Source organism: Candidatus Methylomirabilota bacterium, from assembly GCA_036005065.1.
Classification (GTDB): Bacteria; Methylomirabilota; Methylomirabilia; order Rokubacteriales; family DASRDR01; genus DASYQW01.
This window is the reverse complement of the sequence record DASYQW010000362.1, coordinates 1-21385: the sequence shown is the minus strand read 5'-3', so window position 1 is coordinate 21385 and position 21385 is coordinate 1. Positions and strand designations below refer to the sequence as shown.

Annotated in this window: 21 protein-coding genes; 8 read left to right on the top strand and 13 right to left on the bottom strand. The window is 71.6% G+C overall.

Annotated elements, in window-relative coordinates; all coding sequences use genetic code 11:
- The 10 genes from VGW35_24595 to VGW35_24550 form a co-directional block, all read right to left on the bottom strand.
- The coding region (locus VGW35_24595; protein HEV8310852.1) for a S8 family serine peptidase at window positions 1-1390 on the bottom strand (1390 nt) is incomplete at its 3' end.
- 54 nt (window positions 1391-1444) lie between these two features.
- A complete protein-coding gene (locus VGW35_24590; protein ID HEV8310851.1) occupies window positions 1445-1810 on the bottom strand; it encodes a hypothetical protein in 366 nt (121 codons plus the stop codon).
- Between the two features lie 146 nt (window positions 1811-1956).
- Window positions 1957-3075, bottom strand: a complete 1119-nt coding sequence (locus VGW35_24585; GenBank protein ID HEV8310850.1) for an ABC transporter ATP-binding protein — start codon at window positions 3073-3075, stop codon at window positions 1957-1959.
- A complete protein-coding gene (locus VGW35_24580; protein HEV8310849.1) occupies window positions 3072-4193 on the bottom strand; it encodes an ABC transporter ATP-binding protein in 1122 nt (373 codons plus the stop codon). The genes VGW35_24585 and VGW35_24580 overlap by 4 nt, the downstream gene beginning before the upstream one ends.
- Window positions 4194-4201: 8 nt before the next feature.
- A complete protein-coding gene (gene modB, locus VGW35_24575; protein ID HEV8310848.1) occupies window positions 4202-4855 on the bottom strand; it encodes a molybdate ABC transporter permease subunit in 654 nt (217 codons plus the stop codon).
- A gap of 104 nt (window positions 4856-4959) precedes the next feature.
- Window positions 4960-5718 (bottom strand): molybdate ABC transporter substrate-binding protein, encoded by a 759-nt coding sequence (modA, locus tag VGW35_24570; protein ID HEV8310847.1) that lies wholly within the window; start codon window positions 5716-5718, stop codon window positions 4960-4962.
- A gap of 223 nt (window positions 5719-5941) precedes the next feature.
- Window positions 5942-6637, bottom strand: a complete 696-nt coding sequence (locus tag VGW35_24565; protein ID HEV8310846.1) for an ABC transporter permease — start codon at window positions 6635-6637, stop codon at window positions 5942-5944.
- A gap of 7 nt (window positions 6638-6644) precedes the next feature.
- Entirely contained in the window at window positions 6645-7490 is an 846-nt protein-coding gene (locus tag VGW35_24560) for a substrate-binding domain-containing protein (protein ID HEV8310845.1), read from the bottom strand.
- The gene (locus VGW35_24555; protein HEV8310844.1) at window positions 7487-8410 is read right to left on the bottom strand and encodes a helix-turn-helix transcriptional regulator; all 924 of its coding nucleotides are present in this window, start codon (window positions 8408-8410) and stop codon (window positions 7487-7489) included. Before VGW35_24555 ends, VGW35_24560 begins: the two co-directional genes overlap by 4 nt.
- A 177-nt stretch (window positions 8411-8587) precedes the next feature.
- Window positions 8588-9112, bottom strand: a complete 525-nt coding sequence (locus VGW35_24550) for a peptidylprolyl isomerase (protein ID HEV8310843.1) — start codon at window positions 9110-9112, stop codon at window positions 8588-8590.
- Between the two features lie 53 nt (window positions 9113-9165).
- Here VGW35_24550 and typA point away from each other — a divergent pair, with 53 nt between their 5' ends.
- Both typA and VGW35_24540 read left to right on the top strand, forming a co-directional pair.
- On the top strand, window positions 9166-10965 hold the full coding sequence (typA, locus tag VGW35_24545) for a translational GTPase TypA (GenBank protein HEV8310842.1): 1800 nt from the start codon (window positions 9166-9168) through the stop codon (window positions 10963-10965).
- A 43-nt stretch (window positions 10966-11008) separates the two neighbouring features.
- A complete protein-coding gene (locus VGW35_24540) occupies window positions 11009-12172 on the top strand; it encodes a hypothetical protein (protein HEV8310841.1) in 1164 nt (387 codons plus the stop codon).
- Between the two features lie 107 nt (window positions 12173-12279).
- Here the strand turns inward: VGW35_24540 and VGW35_24535 are convergent, their stop codons facing one another.
- Window positions 12280-12576 carry a virulence factor gene (locus VGW35_24535; protein HEV8310840.1) on the bottom strand — a complete coding sequence of 99 codons (297 nt, stop codon included), beginning with the start codon at window positions 12574-12576 and terminating at the stop codon, window positions 12280-12282.
- Between the two features lie 87 nt (window positions 12577-12663).
- Between VGW35_24535 and VGW35_24530 the strand changes: the two genes are divergently transcribed.
- Complete coding sequence (locus tag VGW35_24530) at window positions 12664-13791, top strand: DGQHR domain-containing protein (GenBank protein HEV8310839.1); 1128 nt, start codon at window positions 12664-12666, stop codon at window positions 13789-13791.
- 128 nt (window positions 13792-13919) lie between these two features.
- Here VGW35_24530 and VGW35_24525 read toward each other — a convergent pair whose 3' ends face one another.
- Both VGW35_24525 and greA read right to left on the bottom strand, forming a co-directional pair.
- Complete coding sequence (locus tag VGW35_24525) at window positions 13920-14381, bottom strand: septal ring lytic transglycosylase RlpA family protein (GenBank protein HEV8310838.1); 462 nt, start codon at window positions 14379-14381, stop codon at window positions 13920-13922.
- 225 nt (window positions 14382-14606) lie between these two features.
- Window positions 14607-15086, bottom strand: coding sequence for a transcription elongation factor GreA (gene greA / locus VGW35_24520; protein ID HEV8310837.1), 480 nt, complete (start codon window positions 15084-15086; stop codon window positions 14607-14609).
- Between the two features lie 129 nt (window positions 15087-15215).
- Here greA and VGW35_24515 point away from each other — a divergent pair, with 129 nt between their 5' ends.
- The 5 genes from VGW35_24515 (at window position 15216) to VGW35_24495 (ending at window position 21215) form a co-directional block, all read left to right on the top strand.
- Complete coding sequence (locus VGW35_24515; protein ID HEV8310836.1) at window positions 15216-15677, top strand: MarR family transcriptional regulator; 462 nt, start codon at window positions 15216-15218, stop codon at window positions 15675-15677.
- A gap of 3 nt (window positions 15678-15680) precedes the next feature.
- Window positions 15681-17030, top strand: a complete 1350-nt coding sequence (locus VGW35_24510) for an efflux RND transporter periplasmic adaptor subunit (protein ID HEV8310835.1) — start codon at window positions 15681-15683, stop codon at window positions 17028-17030.
- Between the two features lie 4 nt (window positions 17031-17034).
- Window positions 17035-20187 (top strand): efflux RND transporter permease subunit, encoded by a 3153-nt coding sequence (locus tag VGW35_24505; protein HEV8310834.1) that lies wholly within the window; start codon window positions 17035-17037, stop codon window positions 20185-20187.
- A 200-nt stretch (window positions 20188-20387) separates the two neighbouring features.
- Window positions 20388-20759, top strand: coding sequence for a hypothetical protein (locus VGW35_24500; GenBank protein ID HEV8310833.1), 372 nt, complete (start codon window positions 20388-20390; stop codon window positions 20757-20759).
- 267 nt (window positions 20760-21026) lie between these two features.
- Window positions 21027-21215, top strand: coding sequence for a hypothetical protein (locus VGW35_24495; protein HEV8310832.1), 189 nt, complete (start codon window positions 21027-21029; stop codon window positions 21213-21215).
- Window positions 21216-21385 lie beyond the last annotated feature (170 nt).

Sequence of the window (21385 nt, the reverse complement as noted above, 5' to 3'; positions counted from 1 at the left end):
CGGTCGCGTTGGCGACGTTGTCGTTGGGGGGGCCGGCCGGCCCGCTCCCGAGCGCGTGGAAGACCCGGATCCGGGGCTTGGTGAGCCCGTTTCTCGGATCCCGCACCGCCAGTCCCGTGCTCTGGAGCGCGCTCAGGATGTCGCTCACCGAGGCGCCGGGCTTGGCCTGCTTCAGGACCGCCCAGGCCCCGGAGACGTGGGCCGTGGCCATCGACGTGCCGGCGAAGTTCGCGAAGCCACCGCCCGGGACCGAGGAGGTGGTCCACCGACCGGGAGCGAGCAGCGACAGGAAGGACGCGCTGTTCGAGAAGCTGGAGACCGTGTCCGCGAGCGTGCCCAGCGAGCCGTCGTCCGTCGACCCGACGCTCACCGCCGTCGAGACGCAGGCGGGAGCCGAGACCGACCCCGTGAAGCTGTTGTTTCCGGATGCGATGACCGTGGCGACCCCGACCGATCGCAGGTTGTCGATGGCGGCCTTTCGGGCATCGCTGTCACAGGTCGAGGAGAACTGGCCGCCCCCGAGGCTCATGTTCACGGCGGCAACCCGATACGTGCCACGCAGCGTGAACACCCGCTCGAGCCCGGCGATCTGATCGGAGGTGAAGCTCATGGCGCACGGGTCCTCCCCGGCGCCGGCGCAGGCCCCGCCGGTAAACCGCGAGAACACCTGGATCGCCATGATCCGGGCGCCCCGGCCGACGCCGGAGAAGTTCGACCCGGCGCCGGCCGCGATTCCGGCGACGTGGGTCCCGTGCCGGCAGCTTCGCGTCGCGTAAGTACACGGGACCCCTGCGCCGCTCCCGGTCTGGGACGTCGATCCGTCGGGGCAGTGACTGCTCGCCGAGTAGCACGCCTCCTCGACCACCTTGCCGGACAGGAAGGAGTGACTCCTGTCCACGCCCGTGTCGAGCACCGCCACGACCGTGCCGGTTCCGTCGAACCCGGCGGCCCAGGCCTGATCGTCCTCGACCAGCGGCCCGCTCTCGGCCAGAGTCGCGTGAGCGAGCGTATCCTCCTCGACGCGCGCCACCGGACCCCGCAGGGCCTGCAGCAGGCTCAGGGCATCCGGGCCGACCTCGAGCGCCAGAAGGGGGACCGTTTCGTACTCGTGCCGCACCCGGTGCCACAGACCCGTCAACGCCGAGAGGATGAAATTCCGGGTCGAGGCGATGGCGGACCGCTGGACGGTGACGGCCGCGTCGTCCGCCAGGACGCCCTCGGGGACGACCGCGACGTCGAGATGCACGATGACGGGGACCGTGCCCTGCGCCCAGGCTTTCTGGACGAGCTCCTGAGACACGACCTCGGCGGGCGTCGCGCTCGCGACGCCGCTCGCGACCGCCAGGATCACCGCCGCGGCGAGCGCGACCACCGAGCTACGCGGGATCATCGCGCGCTTCATCGGCGACCCCACGGGGGAGCGGATCGCCCCGCCCGGTGGCCGTCATTGCGGGGCCGCGAGGGTATCCTCCTGGACCGCTGCCACGTGCGCCGAGGACGCCAGGACTCGGAGGGCGTCCGCCGACACGTCGAGCGCCAGCAGGGGGACGGTCTGGTACACGCGGAGGACGCGGTGCGGGGTGTGGGAGATCTCCCCGAGGACCGCCTGCTGCGCCATCTCGATCGCCCGCTGGCGCGCATCGGCCGGCATGGCCGCGACCCGCAACTCGACGATCACCCGGACGGAGCCCTCCCCGGCGGCCCTGGCGAGGAGCTCGGCGGCGACGATCGGCCTCGGCGGCTCGAGCGCCGCCGCCGAGACGGCACCCATCAGCACGAGCCCGAACGCGTGGAGTCTCCCGGCCCGCATCAATCGTCGCGATGACCCGGTGTCGGTCAACGGGGCGGGGGCCGCTCCCGGAGCCTGGTCGCCCTCCCGATCCCGCGCGGATTGGCGGGGATTCTAGGAGGATGCGGAGGCGATGTCAATAAAATGCGGTGGCCGGCGTGGAACTCTCAGTTGGGACGCTCTGACCGGATCAGGTGGGCGGCGGTCGCCTTGAAGCTCGCCGTGACGGCGACCCCGGGAGCGAGCCCGAGGGCCTCGACCGACGGCCGCGTGACGACCGCAGTGAGCCGCAGCCCGCAGTCGAGGGTGACGCGGTAGAGGGGGCCGAGCGACGTGACCGCGGCCACGGTCGCCGGGAGGCGGTTCCGGGCGCTGGTGGGCGCGCGGGGTCCACCGCGCTCGAGAACGATGTCCTCGGGGCGCACTCCCACCAGCGCCTGCTCTCCGGCTCGCGCCTGCCCGGCGACGGCGATCGTGTGGCGCGCGACCGCCACCTCGACGAGCCCGTCCCGCGTCGCCACGACACGCCCCGGCAGGAGATTCTCCACGCCGACCAGCCGGGCCACCGCCTCGTCGGCCGGCGCACCGAACACGTCCTCCGGGCGCCCCACCTGGGCGAGCCGGCCATTCATCAGGACGGCGACGCGGTCGCCGAGCCGCAGCGCCTCGGCCCGGTCGTGGGTCACGAAGAGGGCCGTCGTCCGTGACTCGGCGAGGAGCCGCGCGAGGTCGTCGAGGAGCGTGTCGCGCGTCGGCGGGTCGAGGGCCGCGAACGGCTCGTCCAGGAACAGGACCTCGGGTTCGGCGGCGAAGGCCCGGGCCAGGCTCGTGCGCTGGGCCTCACCGCCCGACAGCGTGCGAGCCGCCCGGTCCGCGAGGTGGGCGATGCCGAGTCGCTCGAGCCAGGGCTGGACGCGCCGGACGGCCTCCACCCGACCGACCCCACGGAAGGCGAGGGGCAGGCGCGCGTTCGCGGCCACGGTGGTGTCGCAGAGGAGGGGGTCCCGGAAGACCGACGTCATGCGCCGGCGACACGCCAGCCGCTCGGCGGCCGTGCGCACGGGCGCGCCACGGAACGCCACGGTGCCGCGCGCCGGCGGCTCGAGGAGCGCCAGCATCCGGAGCAGGGTCGACTTGCCGGCCCCGTTCGGTCCGATGACGGCCAGCACCTCGCCCTCGGGAACGTCCAGGGCGGGCACCTCGAGGACCGTCCGATCGCCGTACCCGACCCGGACGTCGCGCAACGCCAGGACCGCGAGGCCGGCGTCGGCCGCGGTCGAGATCATCCCGCGGGCAGGACCTGAAGCGCGCCCCGGTGCATCGATACCTCCCAGCGGCGGTCATGGGCGACGTCCAGGATCTCGTAGACGAGCTTCGGGATCTCGATCTCGAGGTCGTAGCCGGCCTGGCTCGGCTCGCCCGGCGCGTCCAGGCGGAAGAGGAGGGTCCACGCCGTTCCCTGGTCGACCTCGGCGACGACGGTGCCCCGGAGGAGGTTCATCCGGTGGGCGGGATCCGGGCCCGCCCGGTCCTTGCGGATCAGTCGGATGTACTCGGGCCGGACGAAGAAGGCCACCGGGGTTCCCGGCGGCACCAGATACGGGCGCCCCGGCGAGTTCACCGCCTCCACCGTGTGACCGCGCCAGGTGATCTCGATCCGGTCGGCGTTCGCCTTGATGACGTGGCCCCGCACGATGTTCCGCATCCCGATGAGCCGGGCCACCGTCTCCGAGGCCGGCCGCAAGAGGAGCTCGCCCTTGGGAGCCGCCTGCACGACGCGGCCCGCCTCGTAGACGACGAGGCGTTCGCCGAGCTGGTAGGCCTCGGCCAGGTCGTGGGTCACCAGCACGACCGTCTTCCCCCATTCACGGATCAGCCGGCCGAGTTCCTCCCGGAGCTGTCGCCGGAGCGGCGCGTCGAGGGCGGAGAGCGGTTCGTCGAGCAGGAGCACCTCCGGATCGGGCGCGAGCGCGCGCCCGAGGGCGACTCGCTGCTGCTGGCCCCCCGAGAGCTCCCGCGGATAGTGGCCGGCGACCTCGGCCAGCCCGAGCCGATCGAGCACGTCCGCGCTGCGCCGGCGCCGCGCCTCGCGCGGCCGGTCGCGAAGCCCGAAGGCGACGTTCTCGGCCACCGTGAGGTGCGGGAACAGCGCGTATCCCTGGAAGACATAGCCCAGCCGCCGGGCGCGGGGCGGGAGGTCGACGCCCCGCTCGCTGTCGAAGTAGAGCCGCCCGCCGACCGCGATGCGGCCGCGGTCGGGTCGGGCCAGGCCGGCCAGGCAATGGAGGGTCAGCGTCTTCCCGGCGCCGGACGGCCCGAAGAGCGCGACGACGGACTCCTCCGCCTCCCACCCCACGTCGAGGGTGAAGTCCGGCAGCCGCTTGGTCAGGGCCAGCGAGATCACGGGCGCCGTCAATAGCGCAGTCGGGCCAGCCGGCCGACGCCGAGCAGCAGGAGCAGCATGATCCCGACCGCGACGGCCGAGAGCAGGTTCGCCTCGTCCATGCGGAAGGCCTGGACGCGGTCGTAGATCGCGAGCGGGAGCGTCTGGGTGCGGCCCGGGATGCTGCCGGCGACCATGAGCGTGATCCCGAAGTCACCCAGGGCCCGGCAGAACGCCAGGATGGTGCCGGCCAGGATCGACCGGGCGGCCAGCGGGAGCGTGACCGACCAGAAGATGCTCCACTCCGACCGGCCCAGGGTCCGGGCGGCGTCCTCGAGCCGGCGATCCACGGTCTCGAAGCCGGCCTGCGCCGACTTGACGAGCAGGGCGATCGAGCCCACGCCGGCGGCCAGGACCGCGGCCCGCCAGGTGAAGGCCAGATCGATACCGACGCTGCCGAGGAGGCGGCCGACCGGGCCCCGCGTCCCGATCAGGACCAGGAGATAGTAGCCCAGCACCGTGGGCGGCAGAACCAGTGGCAGCACGACCAACCCTTCCAGTACTTCCCGACCGCGGAAGCGCGTGCGGGCGAGCAGCCAGGCGAGCGGCACCCCGAGCGTCAGCGTCAGCAGCGTCGCCAGCGTCGCGACCCCGAGGGAGAGCCAGATCGGAAAGAGGTCCATGGAGGCTCAATTGAGCCCGGGGGGGAGCGGCGTCGCTCCGCCCCCAGACCCCCCCACCGCATGACTCAGGCGCTCGCGCGTGAAGGTCATTGGCTCACGGCCTCTCAGAACTCCCCGGACAGGAGGAAGCCGTACCGCTTCATGACGTCCCGGCCCTCCGGTCCGTTCACGAACTGGACGAAGGCCACCCCGAGCTCGGGGCGCGCGCTACGCCGGACCACCGCGACCGCCTGGTCGAGCGGGGCGTGAAGGCTCGGGTCGATCGGCACCCACTCGACCTCGGGGACATTCGCGACCGCCAGCGCGACGATCCCCGCTTCGGCCGCTCCGCTCTGGACGAACTGGAGGGTCTGGCGGATGTTCTCGCCGTAGACCAGCTTTGGCCTGAGCGCGTCCCAGAGCCCCAGCCGCCGCAGGACCTCCTCGGCCCGGCGGCCGTAGGGCGCGTGCTCGGGGTTCGCGATCGCGACGTGGCGCACCCGCGGCTCCCGGAGTCCCCTGAGGTCGCCGAGCTTCGGGCCCGCGCGCTTGGCCGTGGCCAGGACGAGCCGGCCCTGGCCGTAGAGTGCCCGGGTCTCGGCGATGAGCACGCCCTGTCGCACCAGGCGGTCTACGAATTGCTCGTCCGCCGCGAAAAAGACGTCGGCCGGTGCCCCGTGCTCGATCTGGGCGGCGAGATTCCCGGTCGAGCCGAGCACCAGCGTCACGGTCACACCCAGCGCCTTCTCGAACCGGGGCACGAGCTCGCGGAACGCGAACGCGAGATCGGCCGCGGCGAACACGGTGAGCTTCGGTGACTGCCCGTGCGCGCCGGCGGCGACGACGAGGCCCGCCAGCAGCGCCAGGGCCGTGCGCCGCCTCATGCGCGCCTCCGCGGACACGCAGGGCGACCGTGACCGGCCGGGGGCCCGGGCCGAGCCCCGAGCGCCTTCGCGAAGCGGCAGTCCGGCGCCCGGCGATCGGCCCGGGCCGAGGCGCGAGCACCGCTAGGACGCAGGGAGGAGGCGGGCCGAGGCGTATACCGCATACGTTGACGCCCGCCGACGACCGAGGACGCCGCGGGGCGACGCGCATCGGCCCGGGCCCTCATGCGCGCCTCCGCTGCTGGATGTAGGTCAAGGCCCAGTTCACGAGGAACGTCAGCCCGAGCAGGATGACCGACAGCGCGATGGCGACGTCGAAGTTGCCCTTGCCGGTCTCCAGCACGGTCGCCGTCGTCAGCACGCGCGTCTGCCTCCGAATGTTCCCGCCCACCATCATCGAGGCGCCGACCTCCGAGATGACGGCCCCGAATCCCGCCATCAGCGCGGCGAGCATCGGCAAGCGGGCCTCGCGGATCAGCACCCACAGGAGCTGCGCGCGCGAGGCGCCGAGCGCGAGCATCTGGAGCCGGAACCCGGCGGGAATCTGCTGCACGGCGGCCAGGGTGAGCCCGGTCACCACGGGAGCGGCGATGACGAACTGGGCCAGGACGATCGCCGTCGGCGTGTAGAGGAGCTCGAGGACGCCGAGGGGACCGCTTCGCCAGAGCAGCATCGAGAGGAACAGCCCCACCACCACCGGCGGGAGCCCCATGCCGGTGTTGATCAGGGAGATCAGCAGGGCGCGGCCGGGGAAGCGGGCGAGGGCCAGCGCCGTCCCGACGGGCAGGCCGACGACGAGGGAGAGGAGCGTCGCCGTCCCCGAGATCCGGAGCGAGAGCCAGGTGACCCCGAGCACCTCGGGGTCGCCGCTCAGGACGAGCCAGACGGCCCGGGAGAATCCGTCCCGGATCAGCTCCATCGCCGCCTCACCCGCCCACCTCCGCCTCCGTCTTCCCGGCGAGCGGGACGAACAGGGGCCGGCCGTACCGCTCCACGCCGAACACGCGGATCAGCGCCTGCGCCTCGGGGGATACCAGGAAATCGGCGAACGCCCGGCCGCCGGCCGCGTTCACGCGCGGCCCGTTGGCGGGGTTCGCCTCCAGCACCGAATAGAGGTTCCGCAGCCGGAGGTCGCCCTCCAGGAGGACCGGGAGGCTCACCCGACGCTGGAAGGCGAGCCAGGTGGCTCGGTCGGTGAGCGTGTAGGCCCGCCGGTCGTTGGCGAGGACGAGGGTCGCCCCCATGCCTTGTCCCGACTCGACGTACCAGGCACCGCCCGGGACGAGCCCGGCCTCCCGCCAGAGCCCGAGCTCGAGCTGATGGGTGCCGGACTGGTCCCCGCGGGAGACGAAGGGGGCCCGCGTGGCCGCGATACGCCGGACGCCGTCCACCGCGCTCGTGCTCTGGCGGAGGCGAGCCGGATCCTCGGGAGGGCCGACGATCACGAAGTCGTTCAGCATGACCAGGCGCCGGTTCACGACCTTGCCCTCCCCGAGGTACTTCCGCTCGAGCGCAGGGGCATGGACGAGGGTGACGTCGGCCTCGCCCCGGGCCGCCAGCACCAGAGCTTGCCCGGTGCCCACCGCGATCGTCTTCACCGGGTACCCGGTCTTCCGCTCGAACAGCGGGACCAGGACGTCCAGGAGTCCGGAGTCCTGCGTGCTGGTCGTCGTCGAGAGGATCACGACCTCCGACGACGCGCTGGCGGCGGCGCCCACCATGAGGCCCGCGACCAGCCCGACACCCAACGCTCCCGGGACGGATCGCCTCACGGCACCTCCGCGAGGACCCGCCCCGCCTCGCTCGCCTCGTAGCCGCCGAGGGCCTCGAGCCGGCGGCGGAAGCGCTCCGAGCGGACGGCCTCGAGGAGCGTCTGCACGGCGGGCCGGAAGAACGTGTCCTTGGGGATGACCATGTCGAAGCGCTCGCGCGTGAGGGGGACGAAGCCGAGACTCAGCGCGTGCGCGACCGAGCGCGTGGCGACACCGACATCGGCCTCGCCCCGCAGGACGCGGAGCCCGACGCCCCAGTGGGTCGTGACCTCGTCGCGGTAGCCCGCCAGCTTGGCCGGGGCCACGCCCTCCCGACCGAGCCCCGCGTCGATGAAGTGCCGCGTGCCCGACCCCGGCTGGCGGTTCACGAACTTGAGGCCGCGCCGCCCGAGGTCCGCCATGCCGGTGAGCTTCCGCGGGTTCCCCGTCCAGACGACGAGCCCCAGATCCCGGTGGAAGAGGTTCACGAGGACCACCGGCCGGCCGGCGAGGTAGCGGGGGACGTGGGGAAGGTTGTATTCCCCCGAGTCCGGGTCGACGAGGTGCGACCAGGCGAGATCGGCCCGGCCCTCACCGACCGCCTGGAGCCCCCGCGTGCTCCCCACGGTCGCCGTGAAGAGCAGCGGGCTGCCGGACTGTCCCGGCAGGGCGTCGAGGAGCAGCTCGAGGGCGGGGTCGTCGCTCCCCGCCACGAACAGGCTTCCCGCGGGCGGGCTCGGCCGCGCCCCCGGCGGAGTCCGCGGCGCTCCCTGGCGCGCGCTCGATTCGAGCCACTCGTCGAGGAGGTGCTCGGGAAAGAGCCACTTGCCGGTGACGCGCGTCGCCGGAATCCCGCCGCGCTGGGCAAGGAGATACACCGATCGGGGGTTCAGCCGGAGGTGGCGCGCCGCCTCCTGGACCGTGAGCAGTCGATGGGTCATAGGCTCAAGATTCTGCACTAAATTAGCATAAGAATGCTCAATGCTCAATCAGGATGCAGGCGCCGGCGGCAGGAGGCCGGGGAGCGGCCGGCCTTCCCGGCCGGTCATGCCGGGCACACCGCTTCTCAGGACGGGAGCGATGGCTCCTGAACGCAGGTGCCGGGAGTCAGTCGACCGTCACTGCTTGGCCGGCTCTTCGATGCGGACGGTCTTCATCTTGTCGCCGACCTGGATCTTGTCGACGACCTCCATCCCCTTCACCACCTGGCCGAAGACCGTGTAGTTGTTGTCGAGGTGGGGCGCCGGTGCGAAGCAGATGTAGAACTGGCTCCCCGCCGAGTCGGGGTGCTGGCTCCGGGCCATGGCGACCGTGCCGCGCACGTGCTTCCGCTTGTTGAACTCGGCCTTGAGCGTGTACCCGGGACCGCCCGTCCCGTCGCCCTTGGGATCCCCGCCCTGGGCGACGAACCCGGGCACGACCCGGTGGAACGCCAGCCCGTTGTAGAAGCCCTTCTTGGTCAGGGTGACGAAGCTCTCGACCGTCTTGGGGGCGTCCTCGGGAAAGAGCTCGATCCGGATTTCCCCGCCCTTCTCCATCGCGATCACCGCGGTCGGATGCATGGGCTTCCCTTGCGCGCCCGCCCATTCAGCCGGGAGCGCCGCCGCGAACGCCAACAGCACGACCCACCGCCACGCATGCATTCGGATCCTCCTTTGTGGTGGCGCCCATTCTATCATCTGCTACACTCGAAGCCGTGACCCAGCGCCTCGACATCCGCAACCTGGCGATCATCGCCCACGTCGATCACGGCAAGACGACCCTGGTCGACGCCATGCTGTGGCAGGGCGGCATCTTCCGGGCCAACGAGTCGGTCCCCGAGCGCGTGCTGGACTCGATCGACCTCGAGCGCGAGAAGGGGATCACGATCATGGCCAAGCAGACCGCGATCACCTACCGCGGCGTGAAGCTCAACGTGGTGGACACCCCGGGGCACGCCGACTTCGGCGGGGAGGTCGAACGGACTCTGACCCTGGTGGACGGCGTGCTCCTCCTGGTGGACGCCGCCGAGGGGCCCCTCCCCCAGACGCGCTTCGTCTTGAAGAAGGCCCTGGAGGCGGGGCTGCCGCCGATCGTCGTGCTCAACAAGATCGACCGGGCCGACGCCCGCCCGGCGGAGGTCCTGGACGAGGTCTACGACCTGTTCATCGACCTGGACGCCGACCTCACCCAGCTCGAGTTCCCGGTCCTCTACACCGACGCCCGGCGGGGCACGGCGACGCGCCGCCTCGACGAGCCCGGCCAGAGCCTCGGGCCGCTCTTCGAGACGCTCCTGGCGACGATTCCCCCGCCGACCTTCGATCCCGACATGGGACTCCAGCTGCGGGCGGCCAGCCTCGACTGGGATGACTACGTCGGGCGGCTCGTCATCGGTCGCATCGTGAACGGCACGCTCCGGCCCCACGATCGGGTGGTCGTCCTGCGTCGCTCCGGAGCCGCGGAGCCGGCCAAGGTCACCGGCGTCTACACCTACGAAGGCCTCCGCCGCGTCGAGGTGGCCGAGGCCGGGCCCGGGGAGCTGGTCCTGGTCGCCGGAATCGAGGCGATGGACATCGGGGAGACCCTGGCCGATCCCGAGCGCCCGGTGGCGCTCCCGCCGATCCGGGTCGACGAGCCGACGGTCGCCATGCTCTTCTCGGCCAACGTCTCGCCCTTCGCCGGGCGCGAGGGGAAGTACGTGACCTCGCGCCACCTGCGGGAGCGCCTCTTCAAGGAGGCACGGGGCAACGTCGCGATCCGGGTCGAAGAGACCGACTCTCCCGACACCCTGCGCGTCTCCGGCCGAGGCGAGCTCCAGCTCGCCATCCTCATCGAGATGATGCGGCGCGAGGGATACGAGCTGGAAGCCGGGCAGCCCGAGGTCATCACGCGGGAGGTCGACGGCGAGCGCCTTGAGCCGATGGAGCATCTGGTCATCGATTGCCCCGAGGAGTTCATCGGCATCGTGACCCAGAAGGTGGGTGCCCGGAAGGGCCAGATGGTCAAGATGGTCAACCACGGCACGGGGCGCGTGCGGCTCGAGTACCGCCTCCCGGCCCGCGGGCTCATCGGGTATCGCGGGGAGTTTCTCACCGACACGCGGGGCACCGGCCTCCTCAACCATCTCTTCGACGGCTGGGCACCCTGGCAAGGGGAGGTGCCCCGCCGGGCCAACGGCGCCCTGGTCGGCGACCGGGACGGCCGCGCCACCGGCTATGCGATCGACCACCTCCAGCCCCGCGGCGAGTTCTTCATTCGCCCGGGCGACCCCGTCTACGAGGGCCAGGTCGTGGGCGAGCACGCCCGCGACAACGACCTCGACGTCAACGTCACCAAGGAGAAGAAGCTCACGAACATGCGCGCCTCGACGGCGGACGAGGCGATCCGGCTCACCCCTCCGCGGGTGATGAGCCTCGAGCAGTGCCTCGAGTGGATTCGCGCCGACGAACTGGTCGAGGTGACCCCTCAGGCGCTCCGCTTGCGGAAGAAGGCGCTCCGGGGCCGACGCCGATTCTAGCTCGAGCTCCGTCGACACACGCTCCTCCGACGACCGGCGCCTGATGCCCGGCCGCCCATGCCTCGGGCCGGTCTCCACGAGCCTTCTCCTGCTCGCCGTGGCGGTGGTCGGCGGGCGGGGCGTCGGCGAGGCCCAGATCGACACCGAGCGGCGCGCCAACCTCGAGCTCGGCGTCGAGGGGCCGCTCCGCGGGAACGGTCCGATCTCCGGCTACATCTTCTTCCTCTGGAACCGGCCCCACTTCCTGGAGGAGGAGGACCTGTACCTCCGCGTGGTCGTGGCGCCCGTGTACCTCAACGCGGAGCTGGTGCGGGACGGCTGGCCGGCGCCTGGACACGCCCTGGGCATCGGGGGCGGGGGCGGGCTCTTCGCGTACAACTTCGACGAGTTCCGCGATGGCCGCCACCTGGGGGAGGAGTCGTTCTGGGGCCACGGCGCCGAGGTCATCGCCAGCTACTACCGGCGCTTCAAGATCGCCGACGTGCTTCCGATCGAAGGGCAGCTCCGGCTGCGACCCCAGTACAACGTCTATCAGCGGGGCCCGGACACCGCCCGTGAGTTCCGCCTCCCGGCGGACACGCTGATCCAGTCGGCGCGAGTGGGCCTCCGGCTGGGGGGCGTGCCTCCCGAGCTCCTTCCCGACGTGGCGGTCGAGCTGTCTCTCTGGTACGAGCCGAGCTTCCGGGAATCCACCGAGCCCTACGGCCTTCCCGGCGCGCTCCGGGAACCGAAGCATCTCACGCAGAAGACCTGGGCCCGGGCGGGCGGCATCGTCTCGCTCTTCGGGAATCACACCGCGCGGCTCTTTGCGACCGTGGGCACGGCCCCTGACACCGACGCGCTCTCGAGCTTCCGGCTGGGGAGCGCTCTGCCGTTCCGAAGCGAGTTCCCGCTCCTCCTCCACGGCTACTATCTCGACGAAGTCTTCGCCAAGCGCTTCTGGCTCATGAACTTCTCGTACCACTTCCCCTTCTGGCCGGGCACCGAGCGCTACCGGCTCCGGCTCAACGCGGATTACGCGCGCGTCGAGTACCTGGACCGCCACGAGCTGCCGCGGCACGGGCTCCGCGGCGTCGGGGCCGACCTCACGATCGCGCTGAGAGACTGGATCACGCTGATTCTGGGGTACGGCTACGGGTTCGACGCGCCGCGGGGCAGCGGGTTCGGCGGGCACGAGGCCAACGCGCTCATCGAGTTCAAGTTCTAGTTCTTCGGGGGGGTCTCGGAAGACCCCCCCGAGGCCCCCCCTCGGTTGCGGCGGCGCAGCCGCCGCTCGAAGGGCGGCTCGAAGCGACGCGCGCTTGAGCTCCCGGGCTACTCCGTCACGCTGCCGGGCTGAAAGCTCCGCGCGCGGATCTCCGCGAACTGCTCCTCGAGCTCGCCGGCCACCGCACGGGCCGCGGCGTCGGCGCCCCCGGGGCGTTCCTCCTCGGGGCCTGGCTGCCACCGGGCCAGATAGTCCTCCGCGTCCGAGAGCCCGAGGAGCATCGCCACCGCATCGACGAGATCCTGGAAGCGCGAGCTCAGCGGGATGGTGACCTCGTCCGCAGCATCGCGGGCTGTGACCAGGACCGGGATTTCCTGCCAGTACGTGATCCGGACTCGCGCCATCGTGCCCCCTTTCGGCGGCGCCCGCGAGGCCCTGCCCGTCCGCCCGTTGACACCTCGGCGGGCCTCGGCTATTGTGAGCGCGAGGCCATGATCAGCGTCGGCGCCCACCGAATCAAGCAGTACGGGGTCGAGTTCTATCAGGCGTCATTCCCGGCCCGGGAGATCGATCGGCTGGTGAAATTCGAGGTGCTGGGCTATGGGGGGATCCCCGAGCCCACGAAGGCGAAGCGGGCGGCGCGGACCCGGGTGAACTGGGACGTGCTGGAGAGCCGGATCGGGGAAAGCTCGGAGGCCTACCAGCGCCCCGTCATCCGACGGAAGATCGAAGAGCTGGTCGCCTACTTCCGCGACTGCCGGGAGGCCGGCAAGCTCCCGTCGATCGCCGGCGCCGTCATCATCACCTCGGACAAGCGGCTGACCTTCCGGCCGGTCGCCCACCACGGCAACCTCGGCGTGCTCGAGATCCCCGAGGAGCCCGGCGTGCTGCGCGTGCTCGACGGCCAGCATCGGCTGCTCGCGCTGCACGCCCTCGCCACCGAAGGCGACCTGACGGGCCTGGACGTGCCGGCGGTGCTCTTCGACACCCTCGATGCCCAGCAGATCGTGGAGCTCTTCGTCACGATCAACGCCAAGCACACGCGCCTCAACCCCTCCCACCTGGTGAGCCTGGCCGGGCGCAAGCTCTACCCCGACGAGAACCAGGCGCTGGCCCACGACATCATCCGGACGCTCAACGAAGATGACACCTCACCGCTCCAGGGCGAGATCAAGATGCTCGGGATCGGCCGCGGCCGAGTCGCCCAGGCCCCCCTGGCCGAGGAGATCGTCGACCTGATCGAGACGGTCGAGAAGATGGGCGGGCGCGGCCGGGCCAAGGAGCTCCGGGACTCGGGCCGACGTTTCTTCCTGAACTACATCAAGGCCATCGCGCAGACGTTCCCGCACGCCTGGGCGGGGCGGAAGTACTCGATCAAGACCGGGACCGCTCTGCGGGCCTTCGTCCGGGTGGCCCCCGACGTGATGGTGCGCACCCGCGAGCTCAAGGGGGATCCCTATGACCTCCGGGGCATCCGGGAGGCCCTGCGCCCGTGGACCGAGCGGCTCGGCGACCGCCGTTTCGAGACCGAAGGGGAATGGCGGCAGAAGCTCGCGGGCGGCACCCGGGGCACGGTGGAGACGCTCGCGCGCGAGCTCCGCGACGCGCTTCGGACCTAAGTCATTTCGGGGGGTCTCGGAAGACCCCCCGATGCCCCCCCTTCGTGGCGGCGGCGAAGCCGCCGCTCGGAGCACTCCTCGATGCACCACGCGCTCGGTGGTCGGCGCCGGATTACTCGGACACACACCTAACTCGGCTCTTCCCCCAGGGGGCCTTCACACGCCCCGGATCTCGTCTCCTTGATCCGCACCCGCGCCACCCCGTCGTCCAGCATCCCGAGCTCCTGCGCCGCGCGATACGAGACGTCGATCGCGCGCCCGGGGACGTAGGGGCCGCGGTCATTCACGCGAACGAACACCCGGCGGCCGTTGCCGAGGTGCACCACCTCGAGGCAGGCGCCGAGCGGCAGCGACCGGTGGGCGGCCGTGAGGGCGTCCATGTCGAAGGCCTCCCCGCTCGCGGTGGGGCGACCGTGGTGCCACTTCGCGTAATACGAAGCAAGGTCCACGCGCGGGCGGGCCCGAGGAGACACGACGGAGGCGGCCGGGGGCGGTGCGGCGGGCGGCGTCCCGGGGTCCCCGCGCGAGGCGCTCTCGTCCGGCACCCCCGCGACGAAGGCGCACCCGCTGAGGAGGAAGGTCGCCACCACGATCCAGCCGCCTCGACACGCGTGTGCCCCATCCCTCGCGCGCCCGGAGCGGCCGGGAGAACGCCACCTCATGGGGGAGGAGGCGAGCACGAGTCGGGCCAGTTGGCCCGCCGCCCGTGTTTTCGATAGCCTACGGCCCGGTGTTTCGAACCCGAAACACCGGGGATGTCGCCGGCGGAGACAGTCTCTGACCGCCGACCCGACAGGGGCGCGACCCGGGGGCGGTCAAGACTCCCAGGGAAAGTTGGCGGCCAGCACCTCGTAGGTCTTGGCCCCGCCGGGGGCCTGGACCTTGACCTCGCCGCCGATTTCCTTGCCGATCAGGGTCCGGGCGAGCGGCGAGAGGATCGAGATCCGGCCAGTGGCCGGGTCGGCCTCGTCCGAGCCCACGATCTGGTATTGGACCTCCTTCCCGTCCGGCCCGCGGAGCCGCACCGTCGAGCCGAACGTGATCCGGTCCCCGCTCCGCGGCGGCTCGATGACCTCGGCGCCGCCGACCTTGACCTCCAGCTCTCGGATCCGCCCCTCGATGAACCCCTGGCGCTCCTTGGCGGCGTGGTACTCGGCATTTTCGGACAGGTCCCCGTGCGCCCGGGCTTCGGCGATGGCCTTGATGATCTGCGGGCGCGCCTCGCGCCTCAGCTGGTCGAGCTCCTGCTGGAGGCGGGCAAAGCCCTCGCGCGTCATCGGCGTGCGTGGCGACATCGGTCAATCCTCTCTGGGAAAGCCCTCCTGGTGGCCGCCCGTGGGGGCGGCTCGCGGGCTCATTTTACTACCGGTTCCCGCCTGCCTTGACAGAATGGTTAAGAGGGTTAACTATTGACGCTGTTCGCCATGAGCCGGCCCCTGACCGCCCCCTCGCTCCACGACGACGCGCGACGACTGCTCGAGCTCCTCCACGCGATGGCCTCGTCCGCCTTCCGCCCGATCCTCTGGAAGCGCGCGCTGGAGCTGGAGCTCACCTACGCCCAGGCCCAGGTGCTCCTCCACATCCACCGCCACCCCGGTCCCTTCGTGAGCACGGTCGCCCGAGCCTACGGCGTGACGCTGCCGGCGATGAGCCAGGTGGTCGATCGCCTCGCCGAGAAGCGGTTCCTCGTCCGGCAGGAGGACCCCCAGGACCGTCGCGCCACACGCCTCCGTCTGACCCGCGAGGGGGACGCGCTCGCCCGCGAGCTGGAGGGATTCCAGCTGCAAGGGGTGTCGGCCCTTCTCGGCCGCCTGTCGGCGGACGAGCGCCGCAAGGTGATCGCCGGGCTCGACGCGCTCGTCTCCGCCGCCACGCTGGAGGCCTGAGGCATGGGGACGCGGTTCCTCACGCCTCTGCTGCTCGTCCTGCTGGCCCTCGGCGCCTGCGGACAGTCGAGCCAGGCGACGTCCGAGCGCCGCGAGCCGACCGGGGGCGGAGCCGAGCGGCCGGTTATCCGCATCACGACGGCCGTGGCCGAGGGCCGCGCCGTCCAGCGGAGCGTGGAGACGGTCGGGAGCCTCCTGGCGTGGGAGGAGGTCGTCGCCAAGTCCCAGGCGACGGGGACGCTCCTGCGGCTCTACGCGGACCTCGGCGATCGGGTTTCGGCCGGGCAGCTCCTGGCCGAGCTGGACCGCCGCGAGGCTGACCTCGGCCTCGACCAGCTCCAGGCCGACCTCCTGGCAGGCCGCGAAAATCTCGCCCGGGCCCGGGCCACCGCGGAGGCCTCCCGCGCCAACCTCCAGCGCACCCGGGAGAGTCGCCGGGCCCTGGTGGCCGACGTCGATCGCGCCCGAGCCGACGCCCAGTGGAAGCGGCTCGAGCTCGACCGCAACCGTGAGCTCGCCGCCAAGCAGCTCATCGCCGCCCGCGACGTCGACCAGGCCCAGGCCCAGTACGCCATGGCCCAGGCCCAGCTCCAGTCGGCCGAGACGGCCCTCAATCAGCACACCGACCAGGTCCAGGTCGCCGAGGCCCAGCTCCAGGCCGACCTGGGAGCGGTCAAGGCGGCGGAGGCGCAGGTCCGGCAGCGGGAGGCGGCCCTCGAGCTCGGCCGGAAGCGGGTCGGCGACACGACGGTCGTCGCCCCGATGGGCGGGTTCGTCGCGCGCCGCCACGCGTCGGTGGGAGAATTCGTCAAGGACAGTACCGCCATCTTCACGCTGGTGGCGACCGATCCCCTCAAGTACACGGGGACGATTCCCGAGCGGTTCGCCCCCGAGGTCCGGATCGGCCAGGACGTCCGCCTCCAGGTCGAGGCCTACCCCGACCGCACGTTCTCCGGCCGGGTGACGCGGATCTCGCCGGCCGTGGAGGTCCAGACGCGCACCCTGGCCCTCGAGGCGCGGGTCCCCAACGGGCCGGGCTTCCTGCGGCCGGGCTTCTTCGCCCGCGGCGGCGTCCTGACCCGACAGGAGGCGCGGGTGCCCTTCGTCCCGGCCGAGGCGGTGGTCTACGCCGTCGGCCTCACCAAGGTTTTCGTCGTCGCCAACGGGAAGGCCCAGGAGCGGCAGGTCAAGGCCGGCCTCCGCGAGGCGGGTCGGGTCGAGATCCTCGAGGGCGTCAAGCCCGGCGAGACGGTCGCCACATCATCGCTCGCCCAGCTCTACGACGGCGCGCCGGTCGCGGTGGCGCCGCCGACCCCCCGGCCGGCCTCGCCGCCTCCGGCGGCGACCAGGTAGCGCCGTGTCGCTCGTCGACCTCTGCGTCCGGCGCCCCGTCTTCGCCACCATGCTGGTCGTCTCGCTGGTGGTGCTCGGGCTCGCCTCCTATCGGGAGCTCGGCCTCGATCTGTTCCCCAAGGTGGACATCCCCACCGTCACCATCACCACCCAGCTGCCGGGCGCCGGCCCCGAGGAGATCGAGAGCCAGATCACCAAGCGCATCGAGGCCGCCGTCAACACCATCAACGGCATCGACGAGCTCCGCTCCACGACGCTCGAGGGCCGGTCCCAGGTCTTCGTCTCGTTCATCCTGGAGCGGAACATCGACGAGGCCGCCAACGACGTGCGCGAGAAGGTCGCCGCCATCGTCTCCCAGCTCCCCCCCGGCACCGAATCGCCCGTCATCGAGAAGTTCGACGTCGACGCCGCTCCCGTCATGGCGCTGGTCGTCTCGGGCCGCCGCTCGGCGCGCGAGATCACCGAGATCGCCGACAAGCGCATCAAGCGGGGCCTGGAGGCGGTGAAGGACATCGGCGCCATCACGCTGGTCGGCGACCGGAAGCGCGAGATCCAGATCGACGTCGACCCCAACCGGCTCACCGCCTACGGGCTCTCGGTCCAGCAGGTGCGCACCGCCCTCCTGCAGCAGAACGTGGAGATCCCCGGGGGCCGCCTGACCGGCCCGCAGCGGGAGGAGGGGCTGCGCACCCTCGGCCGCATCGAGCGCGTCGCCGACTTCGAGGGGCTCGTCGTGGCCGAGACCCCCCGGGGGCCGGTCCGCATCCGTGACATCGGCCAGGTGCTCGACGCCGAGGAGGAGCCGCGGTCGCTGTCCCGGCTGGACGGCCGCAACGCCGTCTCCCTGCTGGTCCGCAAGCAGTCGGGGACCAACACCGTCGCCGTGGTCGACCGCGTGAAGGCCAAGCTCGCCGAGCTCCGGGCGACGCTGCCCGGCGACATCTCCGTCGAAGCCGTGCGCGATCAGTCCCGCTTCATCAAGCGCGCCCTCGGCGAGGTCCAGCATCACCTCATGCTGGGCGCCCTCTTCGCCAGCCTCATCGTCTGGCTCTTCCTCGGCTGGCGGAACTGGCGGCCGGCGCTGATCGCGGCGGTGTCCATCCCGACCTCGATCATCGCGACGTTCTTCGTCATGCGGATGGCCGGCTTCACGCTGAACAACATCACCATGCTCGGCCTGTCGGTCTCCACCGGCATCGTCATCGACGACGCCATCATCGTGCTGGAGAACATCTTCCGGCACATCGACGAGGAGCAGCGCTCGCCGCGGGAGGCGGCCGTCACCGGCGCCCGGGAAATCGCCCTCGCCGTCCTGGCGACGACCCTCTCGCTCACCGCCATCTTCTTTCCGGTGGCCTTCATGGGGGGGCTGGTCGGCCGGTTCTGGCGGAGCTTCGGGCTCACCGTCAGCTTCGCCATCCTGGTGTCCCTCCTGGTCGCCTTCACGCTGGTCCCGATGCTGGCGGCGCGCGTCCTCAGGGGGCGCGGGGAGGCTGCCGGGACGGGACACGCGGCGGGGCACGGCCAGTCGGGACTCTACCGCCGCCTGGAGGCGGGCTACGAGGCGATTCTCCGCGTGGGTCTCCGGAACCGGCTCCTCACCGTGGTGGCCACGCTGCTCCTGGTCGCCGGGACGCTCTATCTCTCCCGTAGCCTCAAGCTCGACTTCATCGTGGCCGACGACATGTCGGAATTCGAGGTCATCGTGGAGACGCCGCCGGGCTCCTCGCTCGGGCAGTCGGACATGATCACGCAGCGTCTCGAGGGGGAGCTCCGCGCGATCCCCGAGGTGGAGCGGGTCTTCACGACCATCGGCGCCCGCGGGGGCTTCGTGTCCAACGTGACCGACGTGTCGATCTACGTCGGGCTCCGTCCGCTCGCCCAGCGGAGGCGCAGCCAGTTCGACATCATGCAGGAAGCTCGCCGCCGCCTCCGCGCGTTCCCCGATCTCCGCGCCAGCGTCCAGCAGGTCAGCCTGGTCTCCGGCGGCGGATTCCGGCAGACGCCGTTCAACCTCATCCTGCGCGGATCGGATCTCGACCGCCTCACGAGCTACGCCGACACCTTGGTCCAGCGTCTCTCGGCCATCCCGGGCTTCGTCGACGTGGACACGGGACAGGCGCAGCGGAGCCCCGAGATCCAGCTCGAGGTCGACCGGCAGCGGGCGGCGGATCTCGGCGTCCGCATGGCCGACGTCGCCGCCAGCATCCGCGTCCTGGTGGCTGGCGAGAAGGTCGGCTTCTACCGCGAGGCGGGCGAGCAGTACGACGTCCGGCTGCGTCTCGGCGAGCCGTTCCGCCGTGACGGCCACCGGCTCCCCGACCTGACGGTGCCGGCCGCCGGCGGCCAGCTCGTGCGCCTCGCGAACCTGGCGCGCCTCACGCCCGGCATGAGCCCGGGACAGATCGACCGGTACGCCCAGGAACGGCAGATGACGGTGTCCTCGAACCTCTACCAGAAGCCGCTCGGCGAGGCCATGCAGCAGGCGCTGGCGATCGTCCGGGAGCTCGACATGCCGTCCGGCTACCAGGTCATCCCCCTCGGCCAGGCCAAGCTCATGCAGGAAGCGTTCTGGAACTTCCTGGTCGCCTTCGTCCTCGCCCTCACCTTCATCTACATGGTCCTGGGCGCGCAATTCGAGAGCTTCGTCCATCCGATCACGATCATGAGCTCCATGTTCCTGGCCCTGCCCTTCGGCCTGCTGGCCCTGGTCCTGACCGGCAACACCCTGAACATCTACGCCATCATGGGGATGTTCCTGCTGATGGGCGTGGTGAAGAAGAACGCGATCCTGCAGGTCGACTACACGAACGTGCTGCGCGCGCGCGGGCTGCCCCGCTTCGAGGCCCAGATGGAGGCCGACCGGGCGCGACTGCGGCCGATCCTCATGACGACCCTGGCCATCATCGCCGGCATGCTGCCGGTCGCCCTGGGGCGCGGCGACGGCTCCGCCTCGCGCGCGGCCCTGGCGGTGGCGGTGGTCGGAGGGCAGGCTCTCTGCCTCATCGTGACGCTCATCATCACGCCCGTCGTGTACTCGCTCTTCGACGACTTCCGCGGGCTCCCGCGCCGCGTCCTGGCCTGGCGCCCGAGCTGGCGTCCCCGCCAGGTCCTGGGGCGCCGCCTCGAAGAAGCGCTCAACGGTCGGAGGCAGTGAGGGCGGGCGGGCCTCTCGCGCGGCGGCTCTTGCTGCTGCTCGCGGCGGTGACCGCCGGAACGCTCCCCGCGCACGCCCAGGTTCCGCCACCCCCGCCGCCACCTCCTGTCCCGGCGCCGGTTCCCGCTCCCCCGACCCCCGCCCCCACCCCGAGTCCCGCGCCTTCGCCGCCCGTCCCTGGCCGTCCGAGTCTCCCCGGGGTGCCCGCCCCCGCGCGGGTGGTCCAGGAGCTCCAGGCCGCCCTCGGCCAGGCCATCCAGCGCTTCGAGGCCAAGGACGCCCCGGGGGTGCTCGCCCTGGTGTCGGATCAGTACCGCACCGGTCCCCTCACCAAGACCGCCATCCGGGGGCAGCTCCTCACGATGTTCCAGGTGTACGAGGTCCTGCGCGCCCGGATCCGCATCGACGAGGTGCGCATGGTCGGCGAGCAGGCCTGGGTCTACTCGACCGGCGAAGTGACGGGGCGGCTCCCCCTCATCGGGCAGTGGATGTCGCTCTTCTGGTGGGAGCGCGAGCTCGAGGTGGCGCGCCGCGAGAACGGCGTCTGGCGCCTCTACGGCTACCAGCAATAGGCCGGGGCCGGAGCCCTGACCGCCGGCTCCTTACCCCTCGATTACAACGGCTCCCGGCGTAACCCGGAGGCCGTTGCCTCTCGGGCTTCCCCCTCGCCACTCCGCCGCGATAGGCGGGCCCGCCTCAGTGTCGAATCTTCGCCGCCCGGATACGCGCCGTATGCGCTACACCTCGCGGCCGAGATCGCAACTCATCCCGACCGGTTCGATGCCGAGAGCGGCCAGGCCCACTACCACCAGGCGCTGGCCCTCGCGGAGCCCCGCGGCATGCGCCCGCTCATCGCGCACTGCCACCTCGGACTTGGCACGCTCTACGGGCGAACGGGCAGGCGCGAACAGGCCCGGGAGCACCTCGGCAGCGCGACGACGATGTTCCGCGAGATGGACATGCCCTTCTGCCTCGAGAAGGCGGAGGAGGCGCTGAGGCAGGCGGCCTCGCCGGCTGCGGGCGCGTAGCTCCGGGTCTGCCGAGGGACACGGCAACTGGGGCGATACCCTGATCTTGGACTTCGGCAGCGGCCCTCCCTATACTCGGGCGGTGGCCTTCCGCGACCGTCTGTTCGCGACCCTCAGAGCGGTGCGCCCGGTGCTCGAGGAGCCCGGCGTCCTCATCGTCGGCTCCGAGG